This window comes from Flavobacterium sp. NG2 (assembly GCF_034119845.1).
Classification (GTDB): domain Bacteria; phylum Bacteroidota; class Bacteroidia; order Flavobacteriales; family Flavobacteriaceae; genus Flavobacterium.
In genome coordinates, this window is record NZ_CP139420.1 from 3,918,745 (window position 1) to 3,938,197 (window position 19,453).

At 33.8% G+C, this 19,453-nt stretch carries 10 protein-coding genes; all 10 read right to left on the minus strand.

Annotated features, from left to right (window positions below; all coding sequences use genetic code 11):
* Positions 1-545: 545 nt before the first annotated feature.
* Positions 546-2,648, minus strand: a complete 2,103-nt coding sequence (locus SLW70_RS15780) for a DUF5696 domain-containing protein (RefSeq protein ID WP_320889615.1) — start codon at positions 2,646-2,648, stop codon at positions 546-548.
* Between the two features lie 293 nt (positions 2,649-2,941).
* A complete protein-coding gene (locus tag SLW70_RS15785) occupies positions 2,942-5,296 on the minus strand; it encodes a glycoside hydrolase family 2 protein (protein WP_320889616.1) in 2,355 nt (784 codons plus the stop codon).
* The gene (locus SLW70_RS15790; protein WP_320889617.1) at positions 5,289-6,818 is read right to left on the minus strand and encodes a sulfatase; all 1,530 of its coding nucleotides are present in this window, start codon (positions 6,816-6,818) and stop codon (positions 5,289-5,291) included. Before SLW70_RS15790 ends, SLW70_RS15785 begins: the two co-directional genes overlap by 8 nt.
* A 10-nt stretch (positions 6,819-6,828) precedes the next feature.
* Positions 6,829-8,184 carry a sulfatase gene (locus SLW70_RS15795; RefSeq protein ID WP_320889618.1) on the minus strand — a complete coding sequence of 452 codons (1,356 nt, stop codon included), beginning with the start codon at positions 8,182-8,184 and terminating at the stop codon, positions 6,829-6,831.
* 28 nt (positions 8,185-8,212) lie between these two features.
* Positions 8,213-9,103 (minus strand): sialate O-acetylesterase, encoded by an 891-nt coding sequence (locus SLW70_RS15800; protein ID WP_320889619.1) that lies wholly within the window; start codon positions 9,101-9,103, stop codon positions 8,213-8,215.
* Complete coding sequence (locus SLW70_RS15805; RefSeq protein ID WP_320889620.1) at positions 9,100-10,728, minus strand: sulfatase; 1,629 nt, start codon at positions 10,726-10,728, stop codon at positions 9,100-9,102. The genes SLW70_RS15800 and SLW70_RS15805 overlap by 4 nt, the downstream gene beginning before the upstream one ends.
* 250 nt (positions 10,729-10,978) lie before the next feature.
* Positions 10,979-11,893, minus strand: coding sequence for an alpha/beta hydrolase (locus SLW70_RS15810; protein ID WP_320889621.1), 915 nt, complete (start codon positions 11,891-11,893; stop codon positions 10,979-10,981).
* A gap of 13 nt (positions 11,894-11,906) precedes the next feature.
* Positions 11,907-13,253 carry a sialate O-acetylesterase gene (locus SLW70_RS15815; protein ID WP_320889622.1) on the minus strand — a complete coding sequence of 449 codons (1,347 nt, stop codon included), beginning with the start codon at positions 13,251-13,253 and terminating at the stop codon, positions 11,907-11,909.
* A 128-nt stretch (positions 13,254-13,381) separates the two neighbouring features.
* Complete coding sequence (locus SLW70_RS15820) at positions 13,382-17,518, minus strand: ATP-binding protein (RefSeq protein WP_320889623.1); 4,137 nt, start codon at positions 17,516-17,518, stop codon at positions 13,382-13,384.
* A gap of 237 nt (positions 17,519-17,755) precedes the next feature.
* Complete coding sequence (locus SLW70_RS15825) at positions 17,756-19,315, minus strand: arylsulfatase (protein ID WP_320889624.1); 1,560 nt, start codon at positions 19,313-19,315, stop codon at positions 17,756-17,758.
* Positions 19,316-19,453 lie beyond the last annotated feature (138 nt).

The following is a 19,453-nucleotide window of genomic DNA, read 5'->3' on the forward strand; positions in this document are numbered from 1 at the left end:
AACACAATTGAAAGCTAATTTGCATATATAAACAAGCCTTAGCAATGTATCTCGCGCTACTATTTTTATGCTTTTTTTTACTATTATCATAAAAAAAATAACTTATTTTTATGATGTTTATAAAAAATAAAAATATTCAATACACAAAGTAAAGAAACAAACTCAAGTTTTTTTCTACTAAAATTACCCTTTACTAACACTTTTTTACCTTTCATTTTCAAAAACACCCCCTATTTTAGCATTCAAAAGGTATAATCACATTAATACAAACAAAAAAAGCAGCTTGAAAACAAGCTGCTTTTTCTACAAATAAACCACTATGGACTGAAAGCCCATAGATTTGGTTGTTAGACTAAAAGTCTGCATTTGAAAACGCTATAATTAGCCACAGATTAAAAAGATTAGCACAGATTAATCCTTTGAATCTTTATAATCTGTGGCAAAAAATTTTAGAAGCTAAAGCGAAATGCACTAAAGTGAATAGTTTTAACTATTTTGGGGACCAGTAAATAAGTGTAATACCTAAAAAATATACTAGTCGAAAATTAATTAACACTCAACTGAAAACTTCCTTTCTTAACCTTACCATCTTTAAAGGTGACTTGGTATCCAAAAGCAGGAATCTCCAATCCTTCTTTTGTTTTTTGCTTCACTGGACCTAAATTCACAATCACTTCTGTACCTGAAGTAAATTTTGATTTTTGTAAATTAAAATCAGGGCTTAAGTACTCATGAGATTTTAATTCTGAAAAGAATGTTTCGCGATTTACTGGGCACACTAATTGATTCGCCATCTTAATCATATCTTTCATACCATCAAATTCATAAGGCGAGAAGAAAATTGTAGAACCAACTCCAAATAACATATTTCGTAATGACTTCACTCTAAAATCTCCATTTTCAGAAATTTGATTATCAGGATCTTGAATTTTTCCAAAAACAGCTATTGCATCATGATACACCAAATTAAACAAAGGTGCTCTATGTGAAATCTCAGATAAATTAGAATTCAAATAGGTCATCCCTTCAAACATATCAAAATAAGGAATATATTGTTGCTGACCGTGCTCCGTTCCGTTTACCAAGTTTTTAGAATCAAGGTATTTAGCTAGATTAAAACAACCTGTATTATCTTCATCTGCAAAATAAGAAAAAGAAATATCTGTGATATCTGCTTCAAGACCTAAGGCTTCAATTTCTTTTTCTAGATTCTTTTGAGCCAAACTTAACTGCTTGTTTTGATCAATATTAGCCCAACGGCTTCCCGTATTTTTTAATTTACCATTAGCATCTTTTGCAAACAAACCTGTATCAAACTTTGGATCATTCTCTAAAGTTGCCGAATAAGCATGATACGATGAATACAAATAACCATATTTCTTAGTCAAATCAACCGCTTCTTTTAATTTAGAAACACCTCCTAAAGCTTCACTAATAGGCCAACAATTAGGAACAAAATTTGAAAACGTTCCCCAAGCATGAAAGAAAGCATTATCTACCTTTAACTCATCATGCGTAGTTTTTATCATATTTTGCAGTTGCTCAAATGTAAATGCCATACCTGGCATATTCACATAATGAGGGTAACCACCGTAAACGCCCATATAAACAGCTCCTGCTAATTTTTTAACATCTGGATCTCTTTTAGCTTTGTCCTCTAGCGATACAAAATACCCTCTTTTGATGGCTTCTTTTCTATATACCTTAGCCATATCAACATAATTTCCTTTTGAAATAAACTGATAGCTAATTATTTTCTTTTCATTTGCCTTCTTCAAATTCCAAACAGGGTCTAAAAATGCAATTCGCTTATTAGGTGACATTTTCCCTTCTGGATTGTATAAATATTGCCCGTTATTGTTAATGTTATAAAACATTTTGGGTCTTGAGGCTTCATCAACTATACCAATAACGGCTGATTTTTCATTGTAAGTTCCCCACCATGGCATCGACAAACCTGAAGCATTAAATAAATCCAAGGTTCCAGTTGATTTTGCCAAATAAGTAGCATCATCCCATCGGCAAAAAGCACCACCATTCATAGGAAAAATATAAGACGGACTTATAACACCTTGCTTTTGAGGAATAACAACTGCCCCTTTATCAACATCTGTTTCTAAACTAAAAGCTCTTGTAGGATATTTTAATTCTAATAATTTGAATTTTCCACCTTTAAAAGAAACGATTTCGACATCTAATTTTCCTTCTTTGGTATCTAATCGTAATTCAGTTTGAATACTTACTTCTTCGGCTACCACATCCTTCTCCAGTACTGGATTCTTAAAGTCAATCGTAATTACTAAATTACTTTTTTTAGTAACCGTAATCGTTTTACTTTTAGAAATATTGACGCTTTGTTTCTTTCCGTCATTTCCGCTCAATTCTAAGATACCGGCCGCATTTTCCCAAGGATCAGATTGCCATAATTGACCTGACTTTTTCTCCAATACTGCAAAAGAACCCGTGGTTTTATCAACGCTAACTTTGATAGCTGGATTTTCAATAACGATCTCTGAATTGCTACTTTTATGGGATTGATTTTCTTTTGATGAAAAACTAGAAAGAAAGAACAAACTCAACATAATACTTAGTGATTGTAACACATTAAGACTCGTCTTTCGCATCTTGAAAGGATCATTATTTTTCATAATTTTTAGTTTCGTTAAATAGTTAAACATTCTATTTTGTTTTTTAGTTAGACCTACAAATTACCAAACTTTATCAACTATTTTAATGGTAAAAATTACCATTTTATAACACTTTTTTACCCCATTATTCTAGATTACCTAGTTTAAACTAGATAATAATAAGCGTTTTATTGCTTTTATGAGTTTATATTCTTAATAAGCACGGTAACAAAAAAAAACAGTAGTAAACTAAGTTTACTACTGTCTTCAAAAATTTCCTTCAATACCATGAAGAAAACAGCTATTTTATGATTTTATTTTTGAGGTTTGAACCTCAATTTCCCCTTTAAATCTTTTGAAGTTGCCGAGAATGAAATTTTACTATTTTTATCTCCTATTTGCACTACTGCTGTTGCAATTCCTGCTTCGGCATTTACACCACCTAGATTCATCAGTTTGGCATCTCCTTGGATTGAAAAGTCTATTTTTTCATTAAAATCTGGGACTATGGTACCATTTTTATCCACTGCTGCGATATACACAAAAACAACATCATTGACTCCTGCTTGCGCTTTTTTACCACTTTCATCAATCCAAATTTTGAATTTTGCAGCAGCTTCTGGAGTTTTTACCGTTGTGGTTTCAACTTGTTTACCATTAATGAACCCAACTGCTTTTAATTCACCAGCTTCAAATTGATTCACCTTAAATGTAAAAGGCGGATGGGATAGATTTGTTGTGTTTTTATCATTATCTGGTTTTTGTTTGCCAATACTTTTTCCGTTTACAAATAATTCAACCTCATCACAATTGCTGAATACTTTTACATTCAAATCAGAGGTAGCATTCCAATAACTTGCGATTTTAAGAACTACTGCTTCAGATGGACTTTTTTGACTTTCATAAAAATTAAAACCAAATTTTGGCAAACGGAAAATATCCATAATCCCTGATGTTTCAATATCATCATGATAACCACGGTTGTAATCATACATTACCCAATACCCATCACCAAAGGCAGTCGTATTTAAATTATCATTATGAGATTCCTGTAAATTATAGGCTTGTTGCAATAAAGCCGCTTCACCTTCTTTTCTATAATGACGGCTACTTTTTTCTAGTCGCATGCCTTTTGGCATTTTGTCTTGGTTCAAACCTGCATTGCTTGAATAATATTCCCAATCTCCATATTCAGAAACGAAATAAGGTTTGATTCCCTTGTTTTCATTTGGATGAAGGATTCGGTGTTGTCTGGCTTGAAAGAAAATATCATATACCTCAGGCATCCATCCGCAAGAAAAAGCCTGACTTCCTGGATATTCCTCATGTACTCTTCGGTTCAATTCTTCCATAAAAGGAATCGGCATCTTGGTTTCATTCAGTGAAACTTCCCAACAAACTACAGACGGATGGTTACGGTCACGACGAATTAAGTTCGTAGCCGACTCATAGCAAAAATTCTTGAAAGCTTCATTTTCAGCATAATATTGCCAACCTAAAATTGCATCTACCACAAATAATCCTAATTCGTCACAAGCCTTTAAGAATGCTGGCGATTGCGGATAATGTGACAAACGGATGCAATTGAATCCAGCGTCTTTTATCTTTTTTGCATCACGATATTGCGCATTGTCTGAAAGGGCATAACCAATAAACGGATATTCTTGATGGCGATTGACACCACGTAAAAAGGTTTTTACACCGTTCACATACAAATCGGTTCCTCTAAATTCTAGCGAACGAATTCCGAAAGTGGTAGTCTCTTTATCTTTTAATTGACCATTTACCAAAACTTTAGTCTCTAACTGGTATAAATTAGGACTTTCAGGTGACCATAAATTTGGATTTCGAACTGTTACAGTAGCTTTCAATTCCACCTCTCCCTTGGAAGGAATACTCCTTTGAGAAGTAATTTCTTCAATTTTCTTTCCTTTGAAAAATACCGTTTGAACCAAATCTACTTTTTGATTTTCATTTGTTTCGTTAAGCAAATGTGTTTTAATGGCCACATCCGAAGATTCTTTTGTCACCTTTGGAAAACTCACAAAAATGCCACCTCCTGCAATTTTATTAGCCAACAAAGGGTGTGAAATATATACTTTCTCTTTGTATGTCATCCAAGCATTACGATACAAACCACCATACATATTAAAATCTAATATCTTAAGTGGTTTTGGACCTGTTACAGGATTGTCTGTATTGTCTAATTTTACGGCAATGGTATTGGTTTCTCCAAATTTCACAAACTTTGAAGCATCAATTAAAATAGGTAAATAACCTCCTTGTTGGTTGGCTACTTCTACTCCATTAATCCAAACTTTAGCTATATTCATAGCGCCTTCAAACTCTAAAAAGACTTTTTTGTCTTTTGCGGAAGCGTCGACCTTGAATGCTTTACGATACCAACAAATGCCCTGCCATTGGTTGTTAACAATCAATGGTTCGATATTCGCTGTATGCGGTAAACTTACTTTTTCCCAATTCGCATCATTATAGTTTGATTGTATCAAATCGCTATCTGAAAGCGTCTTAGCGTTCACTTTTGTAAATTTCCAATCTTTATTAAAATCAAGTTTTACACTCGTTTCTTGAGCCGTTACAACCGAAGAAATTGCTATAAAACTCCATAAAATATGCCTCTGGGCTTTCTTCAAAAAGGAATTATTCATCGTTCTTTTTATTTTGTTTTGTATTAGTAGATTTTTTATTGGCTGCTTTGTATTGATTTCCCATTTTTTTGAATCCAATTTCAACACCTGCAAGCATTTGTTGGTACAACTCTGGTCTTTCTTTTTTAACCCAAGCCAATATTGCTACAGCATCGGCTTCCTCTGGATGATACACATCACTCACTGGTTTCATTTTTTTGTCATACCAAAGCGTCTTTTTACGCAATTCCTTTAAAACTTTTGCATATTTTTTATCGAAAGCGAGGTTGTGTAATTCCTCTGGATCTTTTTCTAAATCATACAACTCTTCTACAGGTTTGGTTTTAGCAAAGAAAGGCTTTTGAGCTTCATTCAGCTTTCCTTCTTCATTCAATTTGCGCATGATATGCACTGCAGGACGGTAAAACTCTAGATAAGCTTGGTGTGCATCATAAGGCATTTCAGGTTTATCATTACGAATGTATTTCCATTTATCAGAGGTTACTGCTCTTGATTTTTCCTCAATCTCATCCCACAAATCGCGTGTTGCATAGACATAATCGTTTTTATACTTTTTATCTAAAATCGATTTGCCTGTCATATAAGAAGGTACTTTTACGCCTGCCCAATCCAAAATAGTTGCTGTAATATCTACCGCAGAAACGATTTCTTTACTCACATGAGGACCATTATACTTTTGAGGATAATGAACAATTAAAGGAATTCGCAAACCTGAATCAGCGAGATAACCTTTTCCTCTTATGTTACATCTTCCGTTATCGCCTATAAAAATCACGATAGTATTATCAGCCAATCCTTTTTCTTCCAATTCTTTGAAAATCATTCCCACCTCATTATCCAAAAATTCGATTTGGTCTAAATATTTCGCCCAGTCCAAACGGATAACAGGATCATCAGCCAAATATGATGGTAATTTCACTTTATTAGGGTCAACGGGGTGCTTTGATTTGCTTCTTACCTCATCCCACCAATCGCCACGATGGCTGGCTAGCAACTGAATTTGAGCAAAAAATGGCTTTCTGTCATTTTCAAAATGATCGTATTTATCAAACAATCCAAATTGCGTTTTGCCATCCCAAGGACCTATGTTTTCAGACTTAAAGTTCATATCTGTTTTACGACCTAATCCCATTACGGCATGATTTCCTAGAACCGTTGTATATCCCGCATCTCTTAGTAAAGCCGTGAAAGGTTTGAAACGAGAATCCAACGGTACATCACGATTAGAACGGTGGTTATGTGCATTGATTTTGAGTTGGTGTGTTCCTACCATCATCGCTGAGCGACTAGGCGAACATATTGAGTTGGTTACAAAACAATTATCATAACGAACCCCTTCGGCAGCCATTTTATTAAGATTTGGTGTCTTTACAGCTTCCATTCCGTAGCACTCTAAGTCCAAACTCATATCTTCGGCCATGAGCCAAATGATATTGGGTCTTTTGAGTTCACTCTGCCCAATGGCTGAAAAGCTCAAAAGTGAAGCAAATGCCAGTGGTAGTATTTTTTTTAAAATCATCATATCTCTATAATTACGCTTTTTTATAATTTGGAACCGCTTCTTTCTCCCATTTAGCCAAATCTTTTTTCAATTTTGCAGCCATTTTCAATTCCGTATTAATCAAATCTTTTTGCTCTGAAATGTCATTTTTGATATTAAACAATTGGAATTTTCCACTGTGGTACTTAATCAATTTCCAATCACCCGCAATCACGGCAGCATATTGATCTTCGTAACTACGGAAGAAATACAAACTTCTGTCTTTAAACTTTTTACCATTTACAATAGGCATCAAACTTTTTCCGTTTACTTGTTTGTCTGCACATTCTTTTCCTGAGGCAATATCGATTAATGTTGGAAAAACATCTGTAGTTTGAATTGGAATATCCGAAACCGTATTCGCTTTGGTCACCCCAGGATAATATAATAAAAACGGTACTCTCGCTCCTCCTTCACCTAAGGTATTTCCTCCTGTTTTTCCTCCACTCAAAGGGGCGTTACTGAAATATCCTCCTTGGTCAGAAGTAAATATAATTACCGTATTATCAGCAATTCCTTTTTCGATTAATGCTTTTCTAACGCGACCCACAGATTCGTCCACAGCCGAAATCATCGCAGCATATTCTGCATCCTTACCTTTTAATCCTTCTTTTTTATATTGCTCTACCCAGTCTTTTCTACCTATTTGTGGACCATGTACATCATAATGAAAATAAGAAAGCATAAATGGTTTATCGTTTTTATAATTTGAAATAAAATCTAACGCTTTATCAGCCAAAACGGTTTCTAAATATACATCTGTGTTATCAAAACTAGCCAAAGGGTTTACATCTTTGAAAAATGGAGGGTAGTAATTCTTTGGATGTCCATAATTACATACGCCGTACTCTTCATCAAATCCTTGTTTTGTTGGATAATATCGAGCATCTCCCAAATGCCATTTCCCTAAGAAAAAGTTATAATATCCTAATTCTTTCAAACGTTCCGCATAAGTTACCTCTTTCAATGGCAACATATTAATCGAAGGCATTTGCACGGGATCAGTAGGCCATAAACTAAAATCGTTGATGGAGTTTCCTTTGTCATCAAAATCAGCTTTATTACCATCATCTACATGACGCACCATTTGAAAACGAACAGGTTCTCTACCAGTTAAAATCGAAGCACGACTTGGGCTACAAGTAGGTGTAGCTACATAAGCACGGCTAAAATCCATTCCGTCCTGACGCAGTTTATCGATATTAGGTGTATGGAATTTTGGATTTCTATAGCCCACATCTGCCCATCCTAAATCATCTACAAAGAATAGAATAACATTGGGTTTCTTTTGTGCAAAACTTAGTTGTAGTGCCATCAAAAACACCAAAGCAACAACTGATTTTTTCATTTTTTTATCTATTAAAAACAAACTATAATTATTTCTGATTTTTCATTTGTAACAATGCTTCTGCAAAAGCGACTCCTAAACGGTATTGCCCAATTTCGTTATAATGCACCTTATCCGAATGTTTAGGGAAATCGTCATAAGGCTCGTTAGCAGTAGTTTTTATAACGGCTACATTTTTCAATACTTGGGTAATATGTTCCTGAGCAGTACGAACCGTTTCAGGTCCAGCTGGAAAATTTCCGTAGTGTGAATTTATTTGCCCTAGTACAAAAGGCATATCGTTCACATGAAATTCGGTTCGAATACCGTTTATCAATTTCGCTAAATTAGCTTCATAACTCAAAGTCGAAACTTCTTTGGCTGCGTCATTCTCACCTTGTTCCCATACCATTCCAATAATCTTATATTTTATTCCTTTATCATCTAGCCTTTTTAAATTCACTTTAATGTCATTAATAAAATTGGAATACAATTTCAATTCTCTTTTAAAACCTTCCGCTTCTACTTCAATGGCTTTTTCCGCTGTCCATTCTGGATTCCAAGCACCATATAATGCCGTTCCTCCTTGAGCTCTTTTAATGCATAAATAAAGAGTATTCGGATTTTTTTCTGCCAATGTTACACCAATCATCAACTCAGGACCAAAAGCTTCTTCAAAACCATATTTCTCTTTATGCCCTTTCGATAAATAAAACGATAAAGGTTTTAGTGGATTTCCAGAATTACTTATCATCACTCGATTAGCAACTTTGATTACTCTTTCTTTCACTAATGAATCAAGTGCTGTGTAATTCCCCGCTCCAGCCATATTGGATTGTCCTGCTAAAAGAATTACTTCTACCGCTTTATCTTTATTGATTTGAGCACTGACCGTTCCAAAACCCAACAAACAAAAGAATGTGAAAAATACTATTTTCATTGCTTCATTTTTTGTTTAAGATTTACATCATTAACTGGCTCTTTTTTATCCATTACATCTAAATCAATATCTTCTTTATTAATTCTTCCTTTTTTATAGGGTTTACCATTAATATAATTGTTGTATAGATTTTGGACTCCATCTCCGGAATATAAGTACTTATCAAAAATATCTCCATTTCCTAAAATCCTTGGATCCTTTTCTTTGATTAACTGTTTGGTCATCGCTTTATTCATGCTTGCCATTAATTTTGAATACTTTTCATCAGATGCTAAATTGTTGACACAAAAAGGATCTTTCTTAATATCGTACAATTCGTAATCTCCTCTTTTTCCAAAATTCAACTCCCAATATTTCATGATGCCTTCTTTTCTTCGAGAGTTCAACACCTCAGTTTTTGTTGGGCTAGAATCGCAGTTTAAGTATCCTAATTCTGGATTACCTACTGGCCAACGGTCTGGCTTAAAATTATGCAGGTATAGAAAACCGTCTTGGATGATTCCTCTCACCGGATAACCTTCATCATTAGGACGACCTACATCATGACGCTCTTTGCCCACCATTTGAAAGTTGCGCTTTTTATTGACTATTCCTGATTTTTCAGAATAAAAAATATCTGTCAAACTCTTTCCCGTTAATTTTTCCATTCCCGATTGTTTTTCTGAAATACCCGCTACTTCTAAATAAGTAGGAACAAAATCAATAAAACTCACCATATCCTCTACTACTCTTCCTGGATTTTTGATTCCGTTTGGCCACATAATGGCTAAAGGCGAGTGATTGGAATATTCGTAAACCTGTCCTTTAACACGTGGAAAAGGCATTCCGTTATCCGAAGTGACAATCACAATTGTATTTTCTAATTCGCCACTTTCTTCTAATAATTTTAGAATTCCTTGCAAATGCTTGTCAAAATATTCGATTTCGAAAGCATAATCCAGCATATCGTTACGAACCACTTCATTATCAGGCCAAAAACTAGGCACCTCATCAATCGAATTGATATCCATTCCGCCAACCTTTGCTCCCGACATAAATTCATAAGCGCGGTGTGGTTCTTTGCTTCCATACCAAAAACAGAAAGGCTGATTTTTAGGTCTTGCTTTTAAGAATGCTTCAAAATTCTTAGTATAATCGTTATTAGAAATTTGCTTGGTCGGTGGGGGTGTTTTGAATTCATCAAATGCCAGTCCTGTCAATTCCCTTTCTTTTCCATTTACCGTACCAGGATTTCCAGGACTCCATCCTTTGCCTGTATAGCCAACAAAAAAGCCATTGTCTATTAAAGCCTCGGCATAAGTTTTGAATTTTGCTGGAAAATCAGGTGAATGATTGGCTGCTTCTTCTAGTTGCCAACTGTTGCGCCCTGTAATAATACAAGCACGAGAGGGAGCACATTTCCCATTAGGTGTATAGGCGTTATTGAATAAAATTCCGTTTTTTGCTACTTTATCAAAAGCAGGAGTTTTTACCCATTTGCATCCATAGGCTCCAAAGTGCTTCCAACCCGCATCATCTGCGATGGCAAATAATATATTTGGTTTTTTGGCAACTTTTTCTTGTGCTGTTGTTAGTTGGCACAACCCCATGAATGAGCCAAGGGCAATTAAAAATACTTTTTTCATTATTAAATGCTATAGTTAATAGTTTAGTTGTACAAATTTTAGAATTTTAACCAATAGGGTTGTCTGTTCCCGTATTTGAAAAGTATCTCTGAGTAAATATCTATGAAAATAGGCCGATTTAGGCGTAAATTCAAAGCATATACAAGCTCATCGGTGGTCAAACCGACAAAATGATAGTAAACTAAATTTATACTGTTATGATTAAAAAATCCAATTGAAACTGGACTTTTGTTGTTCAATGAAAGTGTTGTTATAGAATGAGCTTATTCAAGACTAGCCAATTTAACATCGAGTCAAACCACGATTCTTTAGTAGTCTTATTATTTAAGCCAAAACCGTGACCGCCTTCTTGGTAAATATGTATTTCACTTTTAACACCTTCTTGTTTTAATTTCAGGAAGAAATTCACACTGTTTTGAAATGGTACTGCTTTATCATCAGCAGCATGAACTAAAAAAGTCAAAGGCGTTTCCTTGGTTACCTGCAATTCATTTGAATATAAATGAATCAGTTCCTCTGACGGTTTCTCACCTATCAATCGTGTTCGAGTCCCTTTATGCTGAAATTCACCAAATGAAATTACAGGATAGACTAAGACCATAAAATCAGGTCTAAGATTGGTATTCTTTGGATTATCAATTACTACATGATTAAAATGTGTTCCCGCTGTTGAGGCAAGATGACCTCCTGCTGAAAATCCCATTATTCCTAATTTAGTACCATCTATATGATGCTCGGTAGCATTTTCTCTAATTAACTTTAGAGCTTGTTGCGCATCTTGTAACGGACCAATCGTTTTATCGACCATAATTTCATCCGATGGTAACCGGTATTTCAAAATAAAAGCGGTAATCCCATTTTCTATTAGTTTTTGAGCAACAGTATAACCTTCATTAGTCATTGATACAATACCATAACCTCCCCCAGGACAAATAAGAACTGCTGTTCCATTACTTTTATTCTTTTGGGGATAAAAAACTAACAATTCAGGATCGGTTATTTTGCTGATTCGTAAATTATTGTCTTTGGCAATATCTCCAGTTTCTTTATAATCTAGAGCAATCTTACTATTTGGAACTTTCCCTTTATACAACTTAATCACTTTGTCTTGTGCATTTGCACATAAAGTAAGCAATACTAAAGTCAAATAAATTACTCTTTTCATAATCTAACCTATTTTATTTCTCCCAATTATCAGTTCTAAAAGAAGAGGCTGGAAAACCAGCAGTATTAAACAAACTTCCTTCTACAAAATTCTTCCAAGCGTAACGCACTGCAACTGGTTTTGCTACTGTATCATTCCATACTTCTAACTTTCCCTTGGTGATTTTCACCGTTGCAGGATAAAAGATTTTGTCTTCAGCTGCTATTTCAAAATCTTGAGGATTTTTACTAAAAACACCTAATGGTGTATAATCAAAACTCAATGTCGCTTTATTACCATTCACTTCCATACTTTTATAAACAGGACCACTAAATTCAATACCAGACATGCCATAGGTTTTGGCTAAAGCCCAATAGGCTAATCGCTCTCCTACTTTTTCTTTTTCAGCTGGATGGATTGAAAATTCTTCTCCAATATCTAATGTTACGGCCATACCGGTATTCTTGGTGGTCTGCATCGTCTTTAGTTGAGCCTCTCTTAAAAAAGCTGCATTTTCTTTTTTAGAATATACAAAAGGAGCTATTTGAACAAAATAAAAAGGAAAATCACCTTGTTTAAAATCTTCACGCCAATTAGCAATTAAAGCTGGAAATAATTTAGCATATTGCTCAGGGTTACTTTTATTGCTTTCTCCCTGATACCAAATCACTCCTTTAATCCCAAAAGGAACTAGCGGATGAATCATCCCATTATACAAAGCTGAAGGACTATTTTGATTTAATTTTTCTTGAGTGAGGGCACCCAAATCAAACTCTGGAAAGTCTTTTCGTAAGCTTGGAGGTGACATCCATGCTTGAGCTACTGTTCCTCCCCAACTACTTGTAATCAACCCTACTGGAATCTTAAGTGTTTCTTGAAGCATTTTTCCATAAAAATAAGCCACAGCACTACAATCAGCTGCAGTTGTTCGAGAAGAAATCTCCCAATTCCCAGCTGCTAAATTTTCTTGTGGACTAAGCGCTGTTTGTCTTTTTACCTTAAAAAAACGCAATTGAGCATTTTCACTTTTCATTATAGATTCATTACTCTTATTGATAGGCTGTCCTATAAAACCTTTTAGAGGCATTTCCATGTTAGATTGCCCTGAGCACAACCAAACCTCTCCTAAAAGTATATCTTCTAAAACTACTTTTTGTGAACCCACAACTTTTAAGGAATAAGGTCCTCCTGCCGAAGTCGTTTTTATTTTTGTTTGCCAATTTCCTTTGTTGTCAGTTACTGTTTTTGCTTTATGCCCCCAACTTCCTTCAATGGTGATTACGGTATTTGGTTTATCATTTCCCCAAATGGCAACCTCAGTTTCTCTTTGCAACACCATATGATTATTAAAAATCGAAGCTAACTTTGTTTGTGCTGTCATTGTATAACAAACAATTATAAACAATAAGGTACAAAAACTATTTTTTCTCATAACTAATCAAGCTTTTCAAAGGAGTATATTCCTTTATTTATAAAATTAACATTCATTTTCGATTACGAATTAAATCATCAAGATTCAGACTTACCAGAATATTTGTTCACCATCTCAGCAGCATATTTCCCAGGTGTCACTTCGTACTTCTCCTTAAATAATTTACTGAAATGGGTGCGACTCTTAAAGCCAGTCATCATATAGACCTCATTTACTGACAATTTACCCTCGGCCAAAAATTCGGCTGCTTTTTTCAATCGATAGACTTTCAAAAGTTCAAAAGGCGTAAAATTGGTTAAGGTTTTTACTTTTTGATAAAAATGGGTTCTATTTAGATACAAATCTTTGGCAAAATGATCCAAATCCAAGTCTTGGTTGTCCAAGTTTTCGGCCATCAAACTATATAATTTTTCTAAGAAAGCATTATCATTACTATTGTCCTTAGTTGTTAATGTCAATGGTAATTCTATTTGAAAACGCTCTCTTAATTGTTTACGGTTACGCAAAATCGATTCGATAGACGAAATCAAATGCTGCATATTAAAAGGCTTTTGAATGTAAGCATCGGCACCATCAATCAAACCTTTTACTTGGTCATCAATCGTCGTACAAGCCGTTAATAAAATAACCGGAATATGACTGGTTTTAATGTCTGACTTTATTTTTTTACACAAATCAAAACCATTAAGCTCAGGCATCAAAACATCACTTAGAACCAAATCAGGCCAATCGTTTTCAAGTGCGTTCAAACATTCTTGACCGTTAACAAAAACTTCCACATTTACAAATTGAGAAAGCGTGGTTGAAATATAATTTCTTAAATCAGGATTGTCCTCGGCAATAAATATTTTACAATCAGAAAAACTACTGTCAAAATGCAAATTGGTATAATCAATGTTCTCCAATGAAAAACTACTTTTTACTAATTTTTCAGCTGACAAAACTTCACTTTCAATTAATTCTTGATCTTCTGTATACTCGTCATGAATAATTGGTAAACGAATATGTATAGTTGTTCCTTCTCCTAATGTACTCTCAGCACTAATAAAACCATAATGCATTTCTACTAATTGTTTTGAAAAAGCCAAACCAATACCTGAACCGCCATAATAGATATATTCTTTTTTCTTAGATTGATAAAAACGCTCAAATACATGCGGTAAATCCTCACTATCTATCCCTCTTCCCTCATCTTTTACTGCAATTAACAAATCGTTATTTTCAACTTCATACTCGATAGTTATCGTATCCTTTTCCTTAGTGTATTTGAAGGCGTTAGTAATCAAATTATTCAAAATCTTTTCAATTTTATCTTTATCTGCATACACATAAACAGACTCATTTGCTTTATTGGCCTTTATTGTTTTGCCCTCCATTGAAGCTAGAAACTCATACTCTGAAATAAGTTCATCTATAAAAGCATCAAAATTAAAATAGGTGAAATTCATTTTCAACTGATTCGCATCTGCTTTTTGAAAATCATGTACTTGATCTATTAATTTAGATATTTTCTGTGATTGTTTTTGAACAATTTTCAATGTTCCAAGTACCTCTTCGTCGTTTCTAAAACGTTCAAAAAGTGACTCCACAGGACCTGAAATTAAGGTCAAAGGTGTTTTTATCTCATGTGAAATATTACTAAAAAATCGAAGTTTAGCGGCATTAATTTCCTTAACATTGTCCTTTTCTAACTGCTCAATTTCGATGTTGTGTTTTAAACTTTGTAATCTTAGAATAAAATAAACAACATAATACCCGCCAAAAATGACAATTAAATAATATAAAATATAAGCAACGGCTGACCTCCAAAAGGGAGGTTTAATCGTTATTTCTAGCTCCTTGGTTTTGGTCCAGCTATTCATTGCATTCGAAGCCTTCACATTCAATACGTAATCTCCAGGAGGTAAACCATTGAAATAAATATTACGCTGGTCCGAAGGTATTTCTATCCACTCTTTATTGATTGGTAAAAGTTGGTATTTAATAAAATGATTACTTTGAGTCGAAAAATGAAGTGAGGTAACCCCTATTGAAAAAACATTCTCATTATATTTCAACGAAAGTTTATCCAAATCACTCAAGCGCTTATCCATTAACACCCTATTATTAAGAGTATCACCCGCCTTAATATTTTCATTAAATACATTAAGGTCGCCTAGTTCTAATCGTGGTAATTTTTCGTTTTTAGGCAAGTTTTTGGGATTAAAATAACAGAACCCATCAAAACCTGCCAATACTATATAACCATTATTTAATACTGCATAACCATAGTTAAAATCTTCAAACGGCAAACCATCAGTTTTGGTAAATTTTTGAAACCTATAATCCTCAATATTGAATTTATTTAATCCTATATTCGTAGTAACCCATAATGATTTATTACCATCATAGATAACACTTTTTACAACATTATTAGATAAACCTTGCTTTTCTGAAAAAGAAATAAATTCAGGTTCTTTATCACTGTTCAATACTTTACAAATCCCACCTCTTTCTGTTCCTATCCATAAATCTTTATTAGGTAAACGGATGATGGAAGTTACAAAACTACTAGAAATCGATTTTTTGTTTCTTTTATCATTGGTAAATCGCTCTACTTTAGCCTGTTCTAATGTTTTGTTGTTGGCCAAATCGATTCGAAATAAACCATCAGCATTGGTGCCTACCCATAAAAAATTTTTAAACAGTGGATCTGGATAAATATAACGTATTAATGAAATTTTGGTATCCCTAAAAAAGGAATTATCATTAAGTTTTTCTGTACGAACAAGATCGTGATTAGCATCTAATACAAGTTTAAATAAATCATCCGATCCTCCAATTAATATATTTCCTGAAGCATCATCAGTAATAAACTTCACCGCATCATTACCTTTTTTATCTATGCCAATAGTAGATACAAACTCAGGCTGTTGCCCATTTTTCCGAACTCTAAAAAGGCCTTTATCGGCCACTTTGAACCAAATATTTTTATGCCTATCAACAAAAACAGCTCCTACTCTTTGTATCGTTTCTTGAGAAATTGAAAAAGGAATGGGTTCAAAAGTATTTGTCTTAGTATTATACAAACTTAAACCTCCTTGAATCGTTGAAAGATAAACTCTACTATCGTCCATTGGAACGACACTCAAAACCTCATTGGTAGTTAGACCATACGCTAATTTTTTGTTTTTATTATAATGCTTAAATGGATTCTCATTTAAATCAAATTTAAAAAGTCCTTTATTAAAACTCCCTACCCAACAACTATTCTTTAAAGGAGCAAAACAACTCACCCTTAACAAGCTAGGTGCTATATTGTATTCCTTAATAGAATATTTTCTTTTACTTGAGCATTGAGAAGCACTTTCGACACGAATAAAACCATCTTTATTTGTTCCTAGCCACAAATTATCATGATTATCAATAGCTACGGTAACAAAATCATATTGTTTTAAATCAGTATGACTTAATTGATATTGAATATTTTTTTGACTTCTTTTTAAATTGACAACGGCTATCCCTTTATCAATTGTTACTATTATTTGTGTCTTGGATATTTTGACAAGTGATTTACTAAAATTAATAACATGACTTAACTCTCTTTTATATTTTTTAGAGCTAAGGTTAAATGATATTAATCCAATCGAGGTGGAGAACAAATAGTTATCATCATCAATTGCTATTCCGTCAAAAAAAGAAATACTTTGCGAAAATCCTTTGAGAACAGGCACATATTGATGATTGAAGGTATAATCTTCGTTAAAAATTAGTATCCCTTTGCGTTCAGTTGCACAAAGGACCACTTTCTTTGAAGTATTAAAAAGAATTTTACGAACAATGGGACCCGTTGTACCTCGCTTGACTAAATCATTGGAAAATAATGTTGTGAACTTTTCTTTTGTGTAAGTATAAATCGAAATTCCCTCATCGGTTCCTATCCATAAATTCCCTTTTTTATCTTCTGCTAGGGTTCGAATTCGGTTATTAACTAAAATATCATTATCAACTGAATTTTTAAAAACCGAAAAACCATAGCCGTCATAACGATTTAAACCATCATATGTACCAATCCAAATATAGCCTTTAGAATCCTCCAAAATAGTGGTTACACCATTATGTGCTAAACCATTGGAAATAGAAATATTTTTAGAATATTCTAACTTTTCCGTTTGGGCGGTCAATTGGATTACAAAAAGAAACAGGAAAACAAACTTTATAATTTTATTGAACATATTTTGATAGCAAGGATTTAGATTCTAAATGAATTCATTTTATTTTTTAGATAAAGACAAATTCTACTTAAACAGAAACAATAAACAACTGTAAATATAGCTAAAAAGATTTTGTGTTATTAGATGATTATAGAATCAAACGAAAGACAGAAAACCTAACATTTGAACATAAAAAAAACAATTCTCTCCAAGTGAAATACTCTTTGAGAATTGCTTTTTTAAAACCTATTGAATTAGTTACTGTAATTTTAGTTCCGAAGTAGTTTTATAGTTAGCCCCTCTCAGTTTTTCGAAAGTAACTATCATTTCTTTTAGCTTTTCAGGATTTGCTTTGGCAAGATTATTCTTTTGTCCAATATCGTTCTTAGTGTTGTACAACTGATAATCATCAGATGGTCCCATCTCTATATTTACCTCAGTATTCATTTTTGGTGAACCTTTGTACGGTGGAATCATAATCCAATCTCCTTTTCTCACTAGTGTTTTTGAATTGGCTTCTAAAACTAATGCTTCTCTTCCTTTTTGAGTTTTCCCTAAAAAGTCATTCAATAAATTTTGGCTATCGCTAAGTTTTGTTTCTTTACTTCCTACTAAAGAGGCCAAAGAAGCTAATAAATCCATTTGACATACAACAGCATCTGATTTTCCAGGCTTGATATGTCCTTTCCAGTAAGTAAAAAACGGAACTCTTGTACCACCATCAAATAAACTGTATTTCCCCCCTCGCAATGCTCCATTAGGTTTGTGGTTACCTAATTTTTCAACAGCATCATCATAATAACCATCATTCAATACAGGGCCATTGTCACTAGAAAATATAATCAAGGTATTTTCTAACAATCCTTCGCTCTCTAATTTTTTCATCAACTCTCCTACACACCAATCTGCTTCAACGATTACATCTCCTCTTGGTCCTAAACCAGAAGCTCCTACAAAACGTGGACTTGGTGTACGAGGTACGTGAGGTTGTTGCAAAGCATAGTACAAGAAAAATGGACTTTTAGTATGGTTGCCAATATAATTTTTAGCTTCCGCTAAAAAAGTATCCGCCATCTCTTCATCATTCCATTTTGCCGCTTGACCACCTTTCATAAAACCAATTCTTGGAATACCATTGACAATACTATTGTTATGACCATGATGCCATTTCATTTTCAACATTTCAGGATTGCTAATTGCTGTAGGTTCTCCGTCGAAATTCTTTTTATAATCAACCATAATAGGATCTTTAGGATCTAATCCTACTACATCACCGTTTTTGATATATACCGTAGGAACTCTATCTTGAGTTGCAGCCATGATAAAACTATAGTCAAATCCTACTTCATTTGGACTTGGACTAATGTGCTTGTTCCAATCTACATAACCGTTTCCTAATCCTAAATGCCATTTCCCTACAATTCCAGTATTATAGCCTTCCGCTTTTAACATTTTAGGAATGGTCATTTGGTTCACATCAATTAATAATGGTGCTGTACCAGGAAGGATTTTTGCATCCGAATTTCTCCAAGGATAGGTTCCTGTCAACAGTCCATATCTACTAGGTGTACAAGTTGCCGAAGTTGCATAACCGCTGGTAAACATCATTCCGCCATTAATTAGTTTGTCAATGTTTGGTGTTTTTATTCCTGTTCCCCCATAAGCACCTAAATCTCCATATCCCAAATCATCAGCATAGATAATAATGATATTAGGTTTCGTTTTTGCTTCATTTTCAGCATGACCATCATGCTTTTTCTTGTTTCCATTACATCCTAACATTGATAATGATAGGAGAAAAATTAAAGAGTACTTCATACTAGAGAATTTTATACACATATTTAAATTATTATAATTTTATTTTTTTGGATAATAGTCAATATAGAGTTGTTTATTTTATACTTGCTAAACAAAGCTAGCGCTATATTGAACTCAATCTAAGATTTCCATACCAGT